The sequence below is a fragment of the Patulibacter medicamentivorans genome (assembly GCF_000240225.1).
GTDB lineage: Bacteria > Actinomycetota > Thermoleophilia > Solirubrobacterales > Solirubrobacteraceae > Patulibacter > Patulibacter medicamentivorans.
In genome coordinates this window covers 49,650-68,769 of sequence record NZ_AGUD01000238.1, presented here as the reverse complement: position 1 = coordinate 68,769, position 19,120 = coordinate 49,650, and the positions used below count along the sequence as shown (strand labels likewise).

The following is a 19,120-nucleotide window of genomic DNA, read 5'->3' as shown; positions in this document are numbered from 1 at the left end:
AGGCGCTCGCCGGCTCTGCGGGCGCGGGAGGCCCGTCGGCCGGCGGATCGACCGGCGCGACGGGCGCCGGCGGACCGGCGGCGACCGGCGGCAGGTCGAAGAGCGACGGCCGGGCCGCGGCCGCGGCGGCGGCCACGCGCTCCGCCGCGAGCTTGGCCAGCGGCGTCAGGGCGGCGCGCTCCGCGGCGTCCAGCCCCTTCCACCGCGCCCGCACCGCGTCGATCTCGGCCGTCGCCCCCGGGGCACCAGGATCGGCGAGGACGGCGGCGATCCTGATCAGCGCGTCGTGCACCCCTTGAACGTAGCGAGCGTCGCGATCTGGTCCTCGGCTGGGGCCGCGCAGCTCGCGGAGCGACGGCGGCGAGCGGCCCCCGACGATCGGGAACGGACCCTGGACTTGGAGACCCAACCGGACGGGCTCCGCACCGCGAAGGGTCGACGCGGACGGGAGCCCGTCCAGCCTGTATCGGGGGTCGGGGTGCCGGCCTCCGAGCGGGGGTGCTCACTCGGGGGCTCCGACGTTCTATCCCGACGGGCGCGTCGCGTCAGTCGGGGAGGCACCCCGGACTTTCTCGCTCTCGGCGAGGGCCTCGTCGCCGATCCTCGCGGCCAGCTGCCCCCGTGAGCGCACGCCGAGCTTCGCGTAGACGCGCGACAGGTGAGCCTCGACCGTCGAGACCGCGACCACCAGCGCCTGCGCGATCTCCTTGTTGCTGCGGCCGGCCGCGGCCAGCGCGGCGACCCGGCCCTCCGCGGGCGTCAGGGCCGACGGGTCGCTCGCCGGTCGACGCGCGCCGACCCGCTCCAGCTCCTCGGACGCGATCTGGGCCCAGCCCTCGGCACCGTCGGCCGCGAACCGCGCCGCGGCCCGGTCGAGCGCGATCCGCGCCGCGCCCCACTTGCGCCGGCGCCGCTGGATCCGGCCGAGCGCCAGCAGCGTCCGCGCCTCGTCGTGGCCCAGGCCGCGGGCCTCGTAGGCCTCGACGGCCCGCTCCAGCGCCTCGCAGCCGGCGTCGACGTCGCCGTCGGCCACCGCCACGAGCCCGCGGATGCGATCGACGGTCGCCCGCCCCCAGGGGTGGTCCTGGGCCTCGACCAGCGGCTGCAGCGCGGCCAGGATCGCGCGGGCGTCGTCCACCCGCTCGACGGCGACGTAGGCCTCGGCCAGCTCGGGCGCCGACGGGAAGGCACCGACCTCGTCGACCCCCTCGTCGCGGGTGTGTCGCCAGGCCGGCTCGAGCATGGCGATCGCGGCGAGCGGATCGCCGGCCGCGAGCGCCGCGAGACCGCCGGCGACGCGCGCCTCCAGCTCGTCCCAGCGGATCCCCGCGTCCGCGGCCAGCGTGATCGCGTCCTCCGCCAGGCCCCGCGAATCGGCGCGGTCGCCGCGGAACGCCGCCAGCTGCGCGCGCAGGCGGGCGGCCAGCGGCAGGCTGATGATGCCTCCGGCCCCGTTGGCGTCGATCAGCTCGAGGGTCCGCTCGGCGGCGGCAACGGCGCCCGCCCGCAGCTCGAGCTCCAGGAGGTGGACGAGCGTGACGACCAGCGACAGGTCCTCGCCCTGGTCCTCGGCCGCCTCGTACAGGTCGACCAGCAGTCGGCGCGCCTCCCGCAGCTCGCCGCGCCAGGTCAGGCGGCGGGCCTCGACACGTGCGACCGACCGGAAGGCGTCGCTGACCGTCACGCCGTCGGCGCGCTCGGACGGGGACGCCGGCGGCCGGCCGCGGAGGGCGAGCACCCAGGCTCGCGCCTGTCGAGCCTCCATCGCCGCCAGCTCGCCGGCGCCCCGCGCCGCCCGCAGCGCCTCGCGCGACCAGTCGTCGGCGACGTCCAGGCGCTCGACGCTGTTGACGACCACCAGGGCCACCCGCCGGGAGAGGGCCAGCGCCCAGACCGTCGCGTCGTCGATGTCCTCGGCGAGCGCCATCTCGAGGTGCTGCTCGTAGCGCTCGAGCGTGTCGGCGTCGAGGCCGTCGCAGCGCAGCAGGTAGCCGCGCGCCCGGGGCGCGCCCTTCGGCAACCGCTCGAGCTCGACGTCGAGCAGCGCGTCGACGCGCGCGGCATGGCCGACCCGGGCCAGCAGGTCACCGAGCTCGAGCACCCGGTCCGGGCGCGTCGGCGCGTCCTCCCGCGTCAACCGCAGGGCGTGCTCGGCGAGCACGACCGCGTCGACCAGCGCACCCCGCGCCGCCAGCTGCTGCCCCGCGGCCGCGATCTCGGCCGCGACCCCGTCGTCGGGTCCGGACAGCGACAGGGCCCGATGGTGCGCGCGGCGGTCCGGCGAGGGGGCGATCCGGGCCAGCTCGGCGTGCAGCGCCCGTCGCTCGGCCGGCGAGGCGGCGGCGACGGCCGCTGCCCCGAGCAGGGGATGCGCGGGGCGCAGGCTCGTGCCCTGGTCGGCGACCAGCCCCTGCGTCAGGGCGGCGTGAACGGCGTCCTCGCTGACCAGGTCGCCGAGGCAGGCCGCGTCGGTCTCGTCACCGAGCGCCGACGCCAGCAGCACCCTGCGCACGTCCGCCGGAAGCTCGGCGACCCGTGAGCCGACCAGATCCTCGACGCCGCCGGGGTGCGGGAGCGGCTGTCCCGCATGCGGCACGCCGTCACGGACCAGCCGGCGACCGACCTCGAGCGCGAACAGCGCGTTGCCATGGGAGACGCGCTCCAGCTCGCGCAGCGTGGCGGCGTCCAGTCGCAGGTCCAGGCGCGCGGACAGCAGCTCGGCCAACTCCTCGGCGCCGAGGCCCTCGACCTCGATCTCGACGACCTCGTCGGGGTAGGGCATCTGCGAGCTCGTCCCGCTGCGCTTCGACGCGAGCAGCGCCACCGGGAGCCCGCTCGCGCGACCGAGCGCGAAGGCCAGGGCGTCGGCCGTCGGTGGGTCCAGCCACTGGATGTCGTCGACGCAGATCAGCACCGGCCCATCCGCCGCCAGGCGTCGCAGGACGCCGAGCAGCCCGACGCCGATCGCTCGCGGATCGGCGCCGGCGCCGGTCGGCTCGGCGCGCAGCAACGCCACGTCGAGCGCCTGTCGCTGGGGCGCTGCCAGCTCCGCGAACAGCGTCTCGGGCAGCCCGTCCAGCAGGTCTCCGAGGCCGACGAACGACAGACCGGTCTCGGCGTCGCGGGCCCGGGTCGCCAGGACCCGGTGGCCCGAGCGGCCCGCGAGCTCGGCGCCGGCCTCCCAGAGCGTGGTCTTGCCGACGCCCGCGCCCCCGGACAGGACCAGCGCACCGGGACCGCGACGGGCCAGGAACGAGCGGATCGCGGTCAGCTCCTCGACCCGCCCCACCGGTGATCGCTCGCCCGCCCCCATCGCCCGACGACGGTACTGGTCGCGGCCGCGACCGCGACGCAGTAGCGCCAGGTACAGCGTCATCACCAGGACGACCGATCCAGCGGCGAGCCTCCTACGAACGGGCCGGCGATGTGCGTCGGAGGCTGCCGATACGGCCGCCCGACCGGGTTCCCGAAGCGCGGTGGGTCACCGCGCGACCCGCGCGACCGCCCGCTGGCGGACCGTGCCACGAGCGCTGACCACCGTCGCCTGGACCTGCAGTCGCGTGCCGCGAGCGCGCGCGGCACGCGGCAGCCGCCAGCTGATCCGCCGCACGCCGTTGCGCGCCTGCTTCAGGGCGATCGTCCGCCGGCCGACCGTGCGGCCAGCGCGAACCGCGCGCAGGACGACGCCGCCGGCCGCGGTCCGCGGCAGTCCCGCCAGCCGCAGCCGCAGCCCCGCCCGGCCGCCCCGCACCCGCAAATCGCGGATCGCGACGCTGCCCCGCCCATGGGCGCGGTTGCGCAGCACCCGCGTGCGGGTCCGCCCGTGACGGTCGCGAACCGACAGCCGGACCGCCGACAGCGAGGACCAGCTGGTCGGCCGCGCGGCCAGCGACTCGCCGGCGGCCAGCCGGACCGGGCCCGAGGCGAAGGTCTCCAGCGATCCGTCGGGCCGCTCGCCGCTGAGCGAGAACGAGACCGACGTCGCACCGCCGCGGTGGTCGTAGCGGAGGGTCGCGCCGTCGTCGAGCCGGACGGTCTCGCGATCGCCGCCGCCGGAGCGGGCCTCCACGAGCGCGATCCGCGAGCGACCGCCGACGACGGCGCCGACGTCGACCTTCAGCGCCCGCAGCGGGGCGCGCTCGCCGGCCGCGAAGGCGAGGCCGTCCTCGACCTCGCTGGTGGTGTCGGAGACGCCGGGAGCCGCCGGCACGTCGACCTTCGCCAGCTGGCGGTCGCCGACCAGGGCCTGCGTGTAGCGCCCGGCGCGGACCCCGCGGACGGTGTGCGAGAGCCGCTTGCCCTTGGCCGGCCGGATCAGCGCGTTGCCGCCGGCGGTGCCCTGGACGACCGGCACGAGGTCGTCGTCCGGCCCGCCGCCGTTGGATTCCGCCGCCCCGCCACCGGTCCCGAACATCAGGTAGTGCAGGCCCTCGAGCGCGGCGGCCAGGCCCGGCAACGACGGATCGCGCGGGATCTGGTCGTGGGTGAACGGCTGGAAGTCGTGGCCGTCGCCCCGCCAGCTGTCGGACACGCCGGTCGCGGAGTTGCCCGCCTCGAACGTCCAATGCGCGCCGTCGGGCTCGATCCGCACGGTGCCGAACGTCAGCTCGCGCTGGACGTGCTGCGTCGGGTCGTCGCGCTCGGTGATCAGGTACGGGTAGCTCGGGTTGTAGACCTCGAGGTCGACACTGCCGTCGGGGTAGTCGACGACGCTGTGCACGAGCACGGCGTGACCCCGGAGCCCGTTGCGAAGGATCAGCCCCGGCAGCTGGCCGGCGCCGAGCGTCTGACGGATCTTGCGGACGCCATCCGGCAGGCGGTTGCCGCGACCGAAGGTCGTCCGCGCGAACTCGGTCGAGAACTGCAGCGCCTGCTGGCCGTCGAGGAAGCTGTTGAGCTCGCGCGGGATCCCGTGGTGCGAGAAGCGATCGACCTGATCAGGGGCGACGGGCGCGATGTCGAACGGATTCGGGGAGTCGGTGAAGCGCCGCAGCGGGGTGCGGCCGGAGAGCCAGCCCTGGACGCCCCGGATCATCCCGAAGCAGCGGCCCGGCGTCCCCTGGACCATCGCCTGGACGACGGCGAACGATGCCAACGCCAACGGATCCGGGACCGGCGTCGGCACCTTGCACGACCCCCACGGCCAGCACGGGTTGACCGTGACGAAGAGCTCGTCGGCACCGAACGCGTCGACCGCCTCGCCGAAGCTGAGGCCGTCGACCCCGGCGTTCGGGAAGCGCAGGCCGGCAGTGTCGCGGAAGGTCGAGACGGTGACCCGCTCGTTGACGGGGTAGGCGTTGCCGCCCGGCGACAGGATCGTGATCTCGCCCGACATCGCGAGCCGCGGCGTGGTGAAGCGCAGCGTCCGACCGTCCTCGGAGACCACGACGTCCTTCGCCCGGCCGCCGCCCTTGCCGACCAGCACCCCGGTGTCGGCGCAGAAGCCCGTGCCGGCCAGCTCGACCGCGGTCCCCCCACGGCCGCGCTGCGGCGTCGCGAGTCGCGGCTCGGCCGGTGCGCGCAGTTGGGCGCTGCGCTCAGCGCGGCCGATCGGAACCGCGATCGACTGCGCCGGAACGGCCGACGCGCCCCCGACCCCGGCGACGATCTGCGCCGTGCCCGGCAGGAACTGCTCGGGCGTCCCGCGGAAGACCACCTTCAGGTCGACCTGGCGCGGACCGCCCGGCTCGACCGTCGGACCCGGCTCGACCGTCGCGGTCACGCCCTTCGGCAGGTCCGTGACCGCGACCGTCAGGGACTCGCGGAACGAGATGTCGCGGACGAGCGTCACGGGCACCACCTGACGGGCGCAGCGCGCGAGCGCGATCGACGGATCGGCGGGCCCGGTCAGCGAGAACCCCTCGCTGACCCGGATCGGAAGGGTGGCAGTACGCGGAGCCGGAGCGGCCGCGACGTTCCCGGCCGGATCGGCCTTGATCGTGCTCGGCAGCGGCTGGTTGAAGGCCGGGGCGTTGGGCGCGGCGCTCAGGCGCAAGGTCCCCGCCCCCATGATCCCGGTCAGCGGGTTCGGCTGGAAGTCGCCGGTGACGCCGACGGGCAGGCCGCTGACCGACATCGCCAGGCTGCCGTCGGAGCCGTTCAGGCGGGTGGCCGTGAACGGCACGTCGACGCTGGTGCCACGGGGAACGGCGACCTGATCGGCGAAGAGGCCGAGGGCGACGTCGGCAGGGCCGTTGCCGTCGGGGAAGGTCAGCATCAGGTCGTCGATCCCGACGGCCCCGCCGCCCTCGACGAGGAGCTGGAAGCGCGCGATGTCGCTGGCCGCGCTCGAGACCGCGACCTCGCTGCTGAAGCGGCCGCTGGCGACCGTCGCCGGCGCACCGGTCGCGATCGTGCTGCCGTCGGCGCGATAGGCGCGCAGCCGGGCGGTGACCGTTCCCGGCTCGGGAGCGAGCAGCCCGACGTACACGCGCACGGCCTTGGCCGTCCGCGAGAGCTGGCCGACCGTCCCGGCGATCGGGAACTCGCATTCCTCGCCGCTCGATGCCTCGCGCTGGCAGAGGTCGGTGCCGATGTTGGCGACGTGGCTGCCGGAGCGCGCGCGGGTGGCGTCGAGCAGGCGATGCGGCCGCGGACCCTCGTAGCCGCGCGCGGCGGTCGTCGCGGGGAACGTCACGAAGGCCGAAGCGGCATACTGGTCGCTGACCGGCGTGTCGAGCGCCGGGCCGGATTCGAAGTCGACGGTGAGCGACTGGTCGGCGCGCGCGGGACCCGCGACGAGCAGCACCGCGAGCAGCGCGAGCAGCAGCGCCAGAGCGGCGCTGCTGCGGGGGCGGCAGGACGGGAGCGAAGCGGGCATAAGGCCCCACTTCATCGGGCTCGCCAGCACCCGACAATCGGGAGCCGACCCCGGAGTTGCGGCACGGCTACGCGACCGCCAGCGCGTCGTCGTCGCTCTCGACCGCGGACCCGTCCAGCAGGCCGGCCAGCTCGCGACGGCCGCTGACGGCGAGCTTCTGGTACGAGGTCGCCAGGTGGGTCTCGACCGTCTTGATGCTCAGGAACAGCTCCTGCGCGATCGCGCGGTTGGACCGGCCCGCGGCCACGAGGTCGCAGATCTGGCGCTGACGCGGAGTCAGGGACGCGACGCCGGAGACGGCCGACGTTCGCGGCCGCAGCCCCGAGGCGACGAGGATCCGCCGCGCCTCGGCGGCGTCGGTCGCGGCACCCAGGCGGTCGGTGCTCTCGAAGGCCGACCGCAACGGCTCGCGCGCCTCGACCCGCGCCCCCCAGCGCACCAGCGCATCGCCGAGCACGATCTGCAGCCGGGCGCGGACCAGCGCACCGGGATCGGGGACCTCGTCGAGGGCTGCGCGGGCGAGCGCCGCCCGCGCCTCGTGGTCCTGCTCGCTCACCGCGCGGGCGTGGAGCGCCCGGCCGAGGGCGTGCGCGGCGCCGAAGCGGCGGGCCAGCTCGACCTCCTCGTCGGCGACCGCGATCGCCTCCTCGAAGCGACCCTGGTGCGCGAGCGCGAGCGCAAGCGTCGCCCGCCAGCCGGTCCAGGCGGGGTTCGGCCGCCCCTGCGCGACGCGCAGCCGTCCGGCCTCGTGGGCCTCGTCCTCGGCTGCCCGGTAGTCGCCGGTGGCCAGCAGCAGGCGCGCCCGCGCGTGACGGACGCCGATCTCCCAACCGCTGTCCCCGGACCAGAGCTGCTCGTGCTCCGCCAGCAGATCGGTGGCGAGTCCGTGCTCGCCGCGATCGACCAGCGCCTCGACCAGCAGCTCCAGCACGCCGGCCGAGACCCCGTTGAGGCCCTGGACCGCATCGAGCGCGCCCGTCGCCTCGCGCTCGGCGGCGGCCAGGTCGCCCCGGCGCAGGGCCAGCTCGGCGGCGTACCACCCGGCAGCAGCCGCGAGCCGCGGCGATCCGCACTCCGTCGCCTCGGCCCGCAGGCGGCCGATCGCCCGTGCCGCGCCCCGGTCGTCGCCGGCCGCGATCAGGACCCGGGTGGCCAGGTGGTAGGCCGCGCGGTGGGCCGCGTGGCGGACCAGCGTCCCGCCCTCGAGCGCGGCGTGCGCCAGCCGCAGCACGGCGGGCGCATCGAGGTCGCCGGTCTCGGCGCCGAGCCACGCGTGATGGGCCAGCACCGACCTCCGCAGCACGTCGTCGTCGATCGTCGACGGGTCGAGCGCGAGCGTCCGGCGGGCACGCTCGGCGCCGCGGTCCGGGAACAGGATCAGCGAGTCGAGCTGGGCGATCTCGGCGGCCAGCCGCACCTCCGGCGGGGCGTCGGACGCCACCGCCTCCTCGAGCAGCTCGAGGCTGTCCTCGCGCGGGTCGATCACCTGCAGGGCGGCGAGCCGGCCCAGGACCTCGACCCGCGCGCCGTCGTCGTCGGTGGCCGCGAGCGCCTCGTGCAGCCGCGGCCGCACGTCCGGCAGCCCGGCGTGGAACGCCAGGGTGCCGAGCTCGGTCAGCAGGCCGGCGCGATCCTCGCCGGGCGCCCGCTCGTCGAGAGCCCGTTCGATGTAGGACGCGGCCTCGACCAGCGCCCCGTCGGCGGTCGCGTCGGTCGCGGCCTTCCGCAGCGCCGCGCTGACGTCGCCGTCACCGGCCGGGCCTGCGTGCAGGAAGTGCCCGGCGACGCGGCGCTCCGGGGCGTTGCGTCCCAGCAGCACCTGCGCCGCCGCGCGGTGCAGCCGCTCCCGGTCGGCCGCGCCGATCTGCTCGAGGACCCCCGCCTCGACCAGTGGATGGACGAAGCGCCAGCCGCCGTCGCAGAGCCCGGCCGCCTCCAGCGTCGCGTGGACGGGGCCCAGCGTCTGGACCGGCAACCCGGCGATGGCGGCGAGGTCGTGGTGGTCGCCCTCGCCGCCGAGGACGGCCAGCGCGTCGGCCGTTCGGCGACCGTCGTCGGGCAGCTCCGCGAGCCGCCGCCGGATGGTCAGGCGGCCCGGGCGCGAGAGCCGCAGGCGCTCGACGGGAGCATCCAGGATCGTCGGCCCGTGTCGGTGGATCTGCCGGCAGAGCTCGGTCGTCAGCCACGGATCGCCACCCGCCGCGGCATGGGTGCGAGCGCAGGTCTCCTCGGTTGCATCCGCGATCCACGATCGCACGAGCTCGGCGCTGGCGTCCTCGGACAGCCGGCCGGGCTCGAGAGCCACGAGCCCACGGGCGCCGGCGAAGCTGCCGAGGACGTCGGCGGCGGCCGACGCGGGGCCCGGCCGGCTCGCGATCACGATCAGCAGCGGCAGGTCCGGTGCCCGCCGCGCGAGGGCCGCGAGCACGGCCAGCGAGGCGTCGTCGGCGTGGTGGCCGTCATCGACGATCAGGGCCAGCGACCGCTGCTCGGCGAGCGTCCGCACGAAGCTGTGAACGGCGCTGGCGACCGCGCTGGCGTCGATGTCCGGCGGCAGCGCGCCGCCCGTGGGAAGAGCCGCGATCGCCGCTGGCGGAGACGCCTCGGGCACCGCCGCTCCGGCGGCGTCGAGCAGGCCCCGCAGGAGCCCGAACGCGCAGCTGCGGTCGTCGGGCGCGTGGCCGGTGCGGCAGACCGTCCAGCCGGCGTCGCGCGTGCGCCGCTCGACGACGTCCAGCAGCGCTGACTTGCCGTGCCCGGCCGGCGCCTCGACGATCGCCAGCGCGCCGGTGCCCGCCGCGACGTCCTGCAGGCAGCGGTTGAGCGCCCGCAGCTCGGGGCCGCGCTCGACCAGCGCGACCGGCCGGGTGGACCCGATGGCGCGCAGCGCGCGGGCCCGTGGGGCGGCTGCGCGGTGGGCCGCGGTCGTCGGGGAGAACGGAGCATGTCGACGGGTGTCGTGCATGCTCTCGACGCTACGGTCGGCACCCCGAAGCGGCAATCGTGGATACCCCGAGTCTTTATCGCGGCGCGCCGTCGTGGAGCGCCGGCCGGTGGCCGCTCCACGACGGCGCAGCCAATCGCGGAACGGCGCCGCCGACAACCGGGATCGGCCCCGGACTCGTCGCCCGCGCCAGGGGCACTCCGGCGGTGGCGGCCTCAGCGGCGGATCGTGAACCGCAGCCGGTAGGCCTTCGACACGTTCCCCGCCGCATCACGCGCGGTGATCGTCATCCGATGGCGACCAACGGCCAGGCGCTTCCTCCCGATCCGACCCGAGAACCCGACCCGGTTGCTTCCGACACGCAGGTCCTTGCGCACCACGCCATCACGCGAGTAGGCCGTGCACCCACCACGCCGCGGGCGCCGCTTCGCCACCCTGCAGCGCTTGCCCTTCTTCGCTCCGGGACGCTCCCGCTCGACCACCACCGTCAGCTTCGCCGCCTCCGACGACGTCACCCGCAGCTCGGTGCCCAGCGCCGGACGCTTCCGCGTCCGCTTCGACGGACCACCGACCCGGAAGCTCCGCCGCAACAGCGACATCCGCGACAACCGCGGCGCCGTGCGATCCACCTGACCGCCACCGCTGCCACCACCATCGGGACCACCCGGCACCGGCATGGTTCCGCAGCCGGGAGCAACCGCCCGTAGGTAGACCTGCGAGGCGTCCGACGACGCCAGCCCGTCGACGAGCGGGCCGACCGTCGAGAACACGACGCAGCCACCGCCCTCGGTCACGCCGCCGACCACGGGAGGATCGGCGATCGTCGAGGTGTCAGGAGCGCCGTTCGCGCCGGTGCGACGCGAGATCAGGCTCGTCCGCCCCGCAGCGAGATCACGGAGCAGGACCTGGAGGCTTCCGTCGTCCGGGGCGCCCGGTGCCGCTCCAGCCCGCGACTCCCCGACGAATGCGACCGCGCGGCCGTCGAGGCTGATCCGCGGCTGCGACATCCCGGAGGCGATCGCGTCGCCGGCGGGGTCGTCCGGCCGGCTGGCGACCACCAGCGATCCGGCGTTGAGATCGCGGACGTAGACCCGAAGGCCCGTGTCACCGGAGTCGAGCCCCGAGCCGACGAACGTCACCCGTCCGCCGCTCCGGTCGATCGACGGGAGCACAGCGGTGGCCGTCCCGTTGGTGGCTGCATCGGCGACGCTCGCGAGGCGCGTCTCGCCGGTCTCGAGCGACCGGACGTGGATGTCCTCGAACGACTCGCCGTCGCCGTCGCCGAGGTTCGAGGCCCGGGTCCCGAAGGCGACGTGGCGCCCGTCGCCACTGATCGCCGCTTCGCGCGAGCTGTTGTTGCCCTTCGCTCCGGCGGCACCGTTCGCGCGGCTGACGAGCACGGTTCGACCGCTATCGATCTCGCGCAGATGGATGTCGAGCATGTCGTCCGTGTCGCCGTCGCCGAGGTTCCGGGCCTCGCTCACGAACGCGACCCGGCTGCCGTCCTCGCTGATCGACGGTCGCGTGCTGGAGCCGTCGCCGGGCGACCCAGCGAGGCCGTCCGCCCGACTGGCCACGATCGTGCGACCGCTCGCCAGGTCCCGGACCAGGATCTGCGACCGCTGCGCGGCCGGAGGAGCATCGGTGTCGACGAAGCCGAACGCGACCCGCCGACCGTCGGCGCTGATGGAGGGATCGGCGAGCCGTCCACGGAGCGGCGCCCCGTCAGGGCCGTCCGCCCGGCTCGCGACCACGACCGACCCGGTGACCGCGTCGCGAACGATGATCGCGGGCTGCGCGGCGCTGGGAGCTCCGAGCCCCGTCGCCGAGGTCACGAACGCTGTCAGGCGGCCGTCTGGCGTGGTCGTCGCCGCGCGTGCGTCGCCGCCGTCGTTGCGGAACGGCGCAGTGGCGTGAGGCCGCGACGCGGCGACCGTAGTCGAGGTCGCGAGGCTGCGGATCGCCACCCCTCGAACGGCCGGATCGACGTCGTCGGTCAACGCACGACCGATGTCGAGCGCGACGGTGGAGCCGTCGCCGCTGATCGACGCGCCAAGCGCGTGATCGGACGGCGACCCAGCGGCACCGTCACGCCGACTGGCCAATCGTGGGCCGGCCGGCGCGGTCACGTAGACGTCGGGACCGGGATCGCGGTCGGCCGGATCAAGGGCGAAGCTCGACGTGAAGGCCACGATGTCGCCCGCGTCGCTGATTCCCTCGGCGGTCCCGCTGCCAGCCGCGTGAACCACTCGTCCGGACGAGCCATCGGTCCGCCGCAGGTACGCGTCCGGATCGCGATTGGTGTCCTCCGGAGCGAGGTTCGTCGCCCGCGAGGTGAAGATCGCCGACGTCCCGTCGCCACTGATCCGCGGCTCGAACGAGGCGTCGTTGCCGACGGCCCCTCCCGGTACCGCACGACTGACGAGCGTCGTCGAGCTCGCGCCCAGATCGCGAACGTAGACGTCGAGGCGACCGTTCCCGTCGACCGCGTCGACGTTCGCGAAGGTGGCGAACGCGACCCGCGAGCCGTCGTCGCTGACCGACGGGGTGATGCCATCGGTCACGACGCCGGCGGATCCCGCCGTTCGGCTCACGACCGACACCGCGTCGCCACCGCCGATCTGTCGGCGATAGGCCGCCACTCCGACGTTCCCGGGGATCGCAACCCCCAGGTTCCGGGCCGCCGACGAGAAGACGACGACGTCCCCGTCCTGGTCGAGCGACGGAGCCCGCGACGAATCGCTCCCGACCGCTCCACCGCCGCTCGCGCGGCTGACCAGGATCGTCTGCTCGCTGCCCAGGTCGCGCACGTAGACGTCCCGGACGCTGTTGGTGTCGGCTGGGTCCAGCGGCCCGTCGCAGGTGAACCCGACCCGCCGCCCGTCGTCGCTGATCGCGGCCTCGGAGCAGTTGGCGTGCGCGACGTCGCCGGCCGGCCCGCTGCGGCGGCTGACCAGCGTGACCACGCCGTCGGCGTCGCGGACGTAGACGTTGGAGACGTCGTCGTCGTCGCCCGCGAGCAGCCCGTCCGATCGCGAGCTGAAGGCGATCCGGCGTCCGTTCTGGCTGACGGCCTCGGCGCCCAGCTCTGCGTCGCTCACCGGCCGACCCAGCGGCGTCCGCAGATCGGCGGCGCCCGAGAGCAGCGCCGTGGTGCCGGCGGGCAGCGGCGCGGCGCCGGCCACGGTGGGCGTCACGAGAACGCCTGCGACAGCGATCGAGAGGGCGAGCGAGCGCAGCATCCCCCCATCGAAGCGCGTGGCGACCGGCAGATCGGCCAGGTTCCGGGTCGCCGGGCGAATGTCCCGGGTCCGACCCCGAGTCGGAACCGACGCCCGCGCCCCGACCGCCGCTCCGCGACCAGGATCTGGCCCGCCGGGAGGGACGACCCTGGTCCTCGGCACGGCGCGCCGTCCGCCTCAGCCCGCCAGGTAGACGCCGTGCAGCAGCTCGGGACGGTCGGCGAGCTCGTCGGCGACGCCGCGGAAGCCGATCCGGCCGCGGTCCATGATCGCCACGCGATCGGCCAGGCGCAGGGCGACGGTGGCGAACTGCTCGATCAGCAGCACCCCGATCCCCCGCTCCGCGATCCCGCGCACGACCGGCTCGAGGCGCTCGACGACGACCGGGGCCAGGCCGAGCGAGAGCTCGTCGATGATCACGTACGACGGCTGTCCGACCAACGCCGACGCGATCGCCAGCATCTGCTGCTGACCTCCCGAGAGCCGCCCAGCGAGCTGTCCCTGGCGGGCCTCCAGCTCGGGGAACGTGACCCATGCCTGCTCGATGCCGGCACGGAGCGCGCTGCGGCTGACGCCGGTCCCGGCGGCCCGCAGGTTGTCGGCCACGCTCAGGCCGCGCAGCACGCGATGCCCCTCGGGGACGACCGCCAGGCCGGCGGCCCGGATCTGGTGGGGGCTGCGGCCGGCCAGGTCGCGGCCGCCGATGCGCACCGCGCCGGCGATCGGCAGGACGCCGCCGATCCCGAGCACGAGCGTGCTCTTCCCCGCCCCGTTGGGCCCCAGCAGGGCCGTCACCTGGCCGGCGGGGACCTCCAGGTCGACCCCACGGACGACCGGGCGACCGCCGCGGGCGACGGAGACGTCCGCGAGCGCCAACGCGGCGTCGCGCGGCGTCGCGGCGAGCGCCACGGTGGCGGCGTCGGACGTCATGCCGCCACCTCGCGGTTGCCGAGCCAGGCCGCCCGAACGCGGTCGTCGTCGAGCGTCGCCCGGGTCGCGCCGGTGGCCAGGTGCTCGCCGAAGTCCAGGACCGTGACCCGCGGACAGACGGCGGCGATCAGCTCGACATCGTGATCGACGAGCACCACCTGCGCGCCGCAGGCCTCCGGGATCGCCCGCACGAGCGTGGCCAGCGCGGCGGACTCGGCACCCGAGAGACCGCCGGCCGGCTCGTCGAGCAGGACGACCTGCGGCGCTCCCGCGAGGGCACGGGCGATCTCGACCAGCCGCCGCTGGAACCCGTCGAGCGTCGCGACCGGGCGTTCCGGGTCGGCGATGCCGGTCAACGCGAGGGCGCGCTCGACGGTCGCCGCGCGCTGCCGGCGGGAGCTGGTCGCGTCGACCGCGACCGCGACGTTGGCGCGGGCCGACAGCCGCTCCGCCAGGCACTCGGTCTGGAAGGTCCGCCGCACGCCCCAGCGGGCTCGCCGGCGAGCGCCCATGCGGTGCAGGGCGACGCCGTCGCACGCGATCCGCCCGGACGCCGGGCGGACGAGTCCGCTGAGGACGTTCAGCAGCGTCGTCTTGCCGGCGCCGTTGGGGCCGATCACACCGTGGATCGGCGCGTCGAGCTGCACGGTCAGGTCGCTCAGCGGGCGAACGCCGCCGAGCTGGACGGTCAGGCCGTCGATGGTGATCACGCGAGGACCTCCTCGTGGTCGCGGCGGATCCGACGCGTCACGAGCGCCTGCTCGGCCGCGCCGACGACGCCGTGCGGCGATCCCAGCATGCTGCCCATCAGCGCGACGCCGAAGAGGATCGTCGCGACGCTCCCGTCGACGCCCGCCTCGCTGAGGGCGAAGGGCACGACCTTGTAGAGGACCGCGGCCAGGATCCAGCCCGCCCAGTGGTGGGCGCCGGCGACGACGACCAGGGCGAAGAGCAGCATCGACTCCGAGATCTGGAAGGTCGAGGGCCCGAGCTGCCCGAGCTGCCCGGCGAGCAGGCCACCGGCCAGACCGGCCAGGACGCCGGCCAGGCCGAACGCCCAGATCTGCGACAGCGACAGCGAGACGCCGGCGCTGGTCGCCGCGGCCTCGCTGCGGGCGATCAGCGCCCAGGTCCGTCCGGCCCGACCCCGCAGCTGTGCCAGCACCACCAGGATCGCGACCGCCGCGACCGCCAGGACCAGCCGGAAGTAGCCCGCGTCGGAGCCGGCGAACCGTGGGCGCTCGAGCCGCTGCAGGGCACCGGTCGACTGGTAGCCGAGGACGCCCCCGCCGCCGTTGGGGAAGCCGGTGGCGTTGAAGACGACGTCGAGGCCGGCGGCGACCATCAGGGTCACCAGCGCCAGGTACAGCCCGCGCAGACGGAGCGCCGGCAGCGCGAGCAGCAGACCCAGGCCGCCCGTCAGCAGGCCAGCCAGTGCGACCTGGACGACGAACGGCCACTCGGTCGCGAAGGCCAGGCGGAGGGTGATCCACCCCCCGACCCCGACGAGGCCGACCTGGGTCAGCGAGGTCAGGCCGAGCCACCCGTGGAGGAGGCCGACGCCGGCTGCGGCGACGGCGAAGATCGCGCAGCTGGTCCAGACGCTCAGCCATGCGACGCCGAACGCCGCAGGCACCGCCAGACCGAGCACGAGGACCGCGGCGACGGCGACGGCGACCGGCCGCAGCACGGCCGCCACGGGGCCGCCGGAGGGGCCGAGGCCGGGGACCGCGCGCATCACGCCACCCCGATCCGCGTCGCGGCGCCGCGACGGCGCTGGTGCCAGAGCAGGAACCCGATCGCGACCGCGAACGGCGCCGCCCCGCGATAGCTCGTGAGGCTGTCGAACGGCGTCGCGAGCGCCTCGACCAGGCCGATGCCGAGGCCGCCGGCGAGCGTCCACGGCAGCGAGGACAGGTGGCCGACGATCGCCGCCGCGATCCCGGGAACCACCAGGAAGGTGAGCGTGCCGGCGTCCAACCGGATCAGGTCGGCGACCAGCAGCCCGCTGACGCCGGCCAGGGCGCCGGACAGCGCCCAGGCGACGGCCCCCAACCGGACGACCGGCACGCCGAGCAGGCCGCTCAGCTCACGATCGTCGGCCATCGCGCGCAGGGCCAGGCCGCCGCGGGTCCGGCGCAGGAGCACCGCGACGACGGCCGTCACCGCGACGGCGAGGCCGAGCGCGAGCGGCTTGGTGGCGACGACGGTCACGCCGAGCACGTCGCGGCTCCACTGGTCGGTGGGCAGCGCGAAGGTCCGCGGCTCGTCCCGCCAGAGCAGGATCGCCAGACCGAGCAGGACGAGCGTGAACCCGAGCGACGCCGCGGCCTGGACCGCGGGGTCGCGCTGGGCCAATCGCGCGGCGACGGTCACCCCGTAGAGGACCGAGAGGGCCACGGCGGCCGCGACGGCGGCCGCCCAGGCCACCGGCTCGGCGCCGCCGCTCTCGAGGATCGACCAGGCGACGAGCGCGCCGATCGCGCCCGTCGCCCCGTAGGCGAAGTTCACGACCCCGGTCGTGCGGTGCAGCACCACCAGGCCGACGCCGGACAGCGCGTAGACCGCGCCGAGCGCCAGCCCGGTGACGATGAAGGGACCCAGATCGGGCATCGTGTCGCCTCGCCTTCCCGTCCGCCCGTCAGGCGCCGCGCTCGGCGTCCCGGACGTCGCGCAGCTCGGGGTCCTCGATCTCGCGGCACTGCTCGATCGTCGAGAACCCGGTCTCGCCCTCGCCGGTCTGGCGCACGACCCGACCCGCGTGGTTCGGGTTGTGGCGATCGCCGTCCCCGAAGTACCACGGCGCGCAGAGCAGATCGGTCTTGAAGTCCCGGACGTCGCGCAGCGCCGCGCCGACGCTCGCCCGGTCGACCTGGCCCTCCAGCTTCAGGGCGGTGTCGACGAAGATCTTCGCCGCCAGGTAGCCCGCCTGCGAGAACGAGTCGCGCGGAGCGTCCCCGCCGTACTCGTCCATGATCGCGCTCCAGGTGGCGTTGTCCCTGCCCGTGCCGTCGAGCGGCGCGAGCTCGATCGCGGCGGTCAGCTTGTCGTTCCAGTAGGCCCCGACCGTCTTGGGGAAGCTCAGGTCGTAGGCCGAGGTCGGCAGGTACCACGGCCGGTCCTCGCCACCGCTGCCCTGCTGCTGGGCGACCTTCAGGTACGCGGCCATCGCCGGCGCCGCGTCCACCAGGACCACCGCGTCGGTCTTGGCGCCGAGCGCCTTGAGGGTGATCGACTCCGCGTCGCTCGCGTCGGGCTTGCCGTTGAAGGACTTCACCTCGACGCCGGCCTGGCGGCCCCACGCCTCGACGCCCTCGCAGACCCAGCCCCCGAAGTTGGGGATGCTGTTGGCGACGCAGGCGATCGACTTCGCGCCGTTCTGCTTGGCGTACTGCGCCGCGCCGATGCCGCTCAGCCGCGGCCCCTGGTTGGTCGGCGCGATGTTGCGGCTGTGGAAGCACTCGCGCGGCACGCCGACGCCGGCGACGACCAGCACGTCGCGCTGCTCGTAGTACTTCGCGTTGACGCCGCACTCGACGAAGCTCGTGCTGCCGATCATCGCCACGACCTTCTCGTCCTCGACGAGCTTGCGCGCGACCTGCCCGGCCTTCTCCGGGTTCCAGCCGTCGTCCTCGACGAGGTACCGGACCGGCCGACCGTCGATGCCGCCATTGGCGTTGACGCAGTCGAAGTAGGCCTTCGCCGACTTCGCGGCCGAGCTGAAGTCTGCCGGGCCGGTGGCTCCGACGACGGCGCCGACCTTGATCGGCGTACCGGTCGCCCTGCGGCCGTTGGCCAGGCCGCAGGTCGCCTTCGCCGCGGCGGCCGCGGCGGTGCCCGCGGCGCTCCCGGTCGAGGAGCCTCCGCCGTCGTCGCTGCCGCAACCCGCGACTGGAAGCGCGAGAACGGCGACGGTCAGCGCCGCGATCCACCGCCCCGCTCGACCTCGGGGGCGTGCTCGGCGCTGAGCGCCGTCGTTCCTGGGCATGGTCTCTCCCTGCATGGACTTGCTCTCTCTCCGTCGAGGCCCGAGCGGGCCTCGGTCGTTGGTGCTCCCGGAACGGCGTCCGGGAGCCGTCACCAGACCCAGCCGCTGGCCAGCGCCTCGTCGCGGGACATCTGCCCGAACGAGCCGCGGTGGAACAGCAGCGGGTCGCCAGCACGGCTGGCGAGGTGGCCGACCCGGCCCAGATACAGCGTGTGATCGCCGGCCTCGTGGCAGGCGTGGAGCCGACAGCCGACGTGCGCGATCGCTCCGCGCACGAAGGGCACCCCGTCGGCCCACTCGAACAGCTCGTCGTGCTCCGCCAGCGGCCGACCGGCGAAGTGCAGCGCGATCCGCTCCTGGTCGGCGGCCAGGATCGAGACCCCGTAGCGCCCGGTCTCCGGCAGCCGCTGGTGCATCCGCGTGCGGTGGTCGACGGACACGAGCACCAGCGGCGGGGTCAGCGAGACGGACGCGAAGCCGTTGGCGGTCATCGCGTGGACGTCGTCCCCGGCGTCGTCGGCCGTGGTCACGACGGTCACGCCGGTGCAGAAGCGCCCGAGCGTGGCCCGCATCGCCTCGGGCGAGATCGTGGTCACCGACATGCCGCTCCGGCGACCGTCTCGGCCATCGCCAGGTGGGCCGGCACCCCGCGGGCGATCGCGCCGCGGATCAGCCTGGAACTGACCTTCTCGGTCCGGCCGGGCAGCGTCAGGACCGGGACGGCGACGACCTCGATCCCCAGCGCGCGCAGCGCCGGGATCGTGCCCCGGCGCCCGCGGCCGAGGGCGAACTCGCTGCCGACGCAGATCGCGATCGCCCCGAGCCCGTCGACCAGCGCGTCGACGAAGGCCGCGGCGGCGACGGCCATCGTCGCCGGCGTGAACGGGACGACGACGACCTCGTCGGCCCCCGCGTCCCGCAGCCGTCGCAGCCGCTCGTCGAGGTCGCAGATGTCAGGCAGCGCGGCGCGCGGGCGGACGACCGCGTCGGGCCGCGGCGAGAACGTCACCGCGACCAGTCGCGCCGCGCGCAGGCGGGCCTCGTCGCGCGCCCGGGCCAGCAGCGCCCGGTGGCCGGCATGGACCCCGTCGAAGGTGCCGATCGTGACGACGGCCGGCCCGGCCGGTGGCCGCCGCAGCGCCCCCAGCGGGTCCGTGATCGCGTTCCCTCTCACCGCTCCGGCTTCCGCTCGCGTG

General features: G+C 75.3%; 11 protein-coding genes and 1 pseudogene. All 12 read right to left on the bottom strand.

What is annotated here, in order from left to right:
- Nucleotides 1–292, bottom strand: a pseudogene (locus PAI11_RS15875) (RecQ family ATP-dependent DNA helicase); the annotation flags it as partial.
- Between the two features lie 231 nt (nucleotides 293–523).
- The gene (locus PAI11_RS15870; protein ID WP_170320739.1) at nucleotides 524–3,313 is read right to left on the bottom strand and encodes an ATP-binding protein; all 2,790 of its coding nucleotides are present in this window, start codon (nucleotides 3,311–3,313) and stop codon (nucleotides 524–526) included.
- Between the two features lie 168 nt (nucleotides 3,314–3,481).
- Nucleotides 3,482–6,820 carry a hypothetical protein gene (locus tag PAI11_RS15865; protein ID WP_007576573.1) on the bottom strand — a complete coding sequence of 1,113 codons (3,339 nt, stop codon included), beginning with the start codon at nucleotides 6,818–6,820 and terminating at the stop codon, nucleotides 3,482–3,484.
- 67 nt (nucleotides 6,821–6,887) lie between these two features.
- Nucleotides 6,888–9,785: an AAA family ATPase gene (locus PAI11_RS15860; RefSeq protein WP_007576571.1), complete on the bottom strand. Its 2,898-nt coding sequence runs from the start codon at nucleotides 9,783–9,785 to the stop codon at nucleotides 6,888–6,890.
- Nucleotides 9,786–9,979: 194 nt separating this feature from the next.
- Nucleotides 9,980–12,961: a TolB-like translocation protein gene (locus PAI11_RS15855; RefSeq protein ID WP_170320738.1), complete on the bottom strand. Its 2,982-nt coding sequence runs from the start codon at nucleotides 12,959–12,961 to the stop codon at nucleotides 9,980–9,982.
- Between the two features lie 222 nt (nucleotides 12,962–13,183).
- Nucleotides 13,184–13,936: an ABC transporter ATP-binding protein gene (locus PAI11_RS15850; protein WP_007576567.1), complete on the bottom strand. Its 753-nt coding sequence runs from the start codon at nucleotides 13,934–13,936 to the stop codon at nucleotides 13,184–13,186.
- A complete protein-coding gene (locus PAI11_RS15845) occupies nucleotides 13,933–14,646 on the bottom strand; it encodes an ABC transporter ATP-binding protein (protein WP_007576566.1) in 714 nt (237 codons plus the stop codon). Before PAI11_RS15845 ends, PAI11_RS15850 begins: the two co-directional genes overlap by 4 nt.
- Complete coding sequence (locus PAI11_RS15840) at nucleotides 14,643–15,674, bottom strand: ABC transporter permease subunit (RefSeq protein WP_007576564.1); 1,032 nt, start codon at nucleotides 15,672–15,674, stop codon at nucleotides 14,643–14,645. Before PAI11_RS15840 ends, PAI11_RS15845 begins: the two co-directional genes overlap by 4 nt.
- Nucleotides 15,674–16,549, bottom strand: coding sequence for a branched-chain amino acid ABC transporter permease (locus PAI11_RS15835; protein WP_007576563.1), 876 nt, complete (start codon nucleotides 16,547–16,549; stop codon nucleotides 15,674–15,676). The genes PAI11_RS15840 and PAI11_RS15835 overlap by 1 nt, the downstream gene beginning before the upstream one ends.
- 28 nt (nucleotides 16,550–16,577) lie before the next feature.
- Nucleotides 16,578–17,924 carry an ABC transporter substrate-binding protein gene (locus PAI11_RS15830; RefSeq protein WP_138974358.1) on the bottom strand — a complete coding sequence of 449 codons (1,347 nt, stop codon included), beginning with the start codon at nucleotides 17,922–17,924 and terminating at the stop codon, nucleotides 16,578–16,580.
- An 89-nt stretch (nucleotides 17,925–18,013) separates the two neighbouring features.
- The gene (locus PAI11_RS15825; protein WP_007576559.1) at nucleotides 18,014–18,526 is read right to left on the bottom strand and encodes a flavin reductase family protein; all 513 of its coding nucleotides are present in this window, start codon (nucleotides 18,524–18,526) and stop codon (nucleotides 18,014–18,016) included.
- Nucleotides 18,517–19,098 (bottom strand): FAD synthetase family protein, encoded by a 582-nt coding sequence (locus tag PAI11_RS15820; RefSeq protein WP_007576558.1) that lies wholly within the window; start codon nucleotides 19,096–19,098, stop codon nucleotides 18,517–18,519. The genes PAI11_RS15825 and PAI11_RS15820 overlap by 10 nt, the downstream gene beginning before the upstream one ends.
- Nucleotides 19,099–19,120 lie beyond the last annotated feature (22 nt).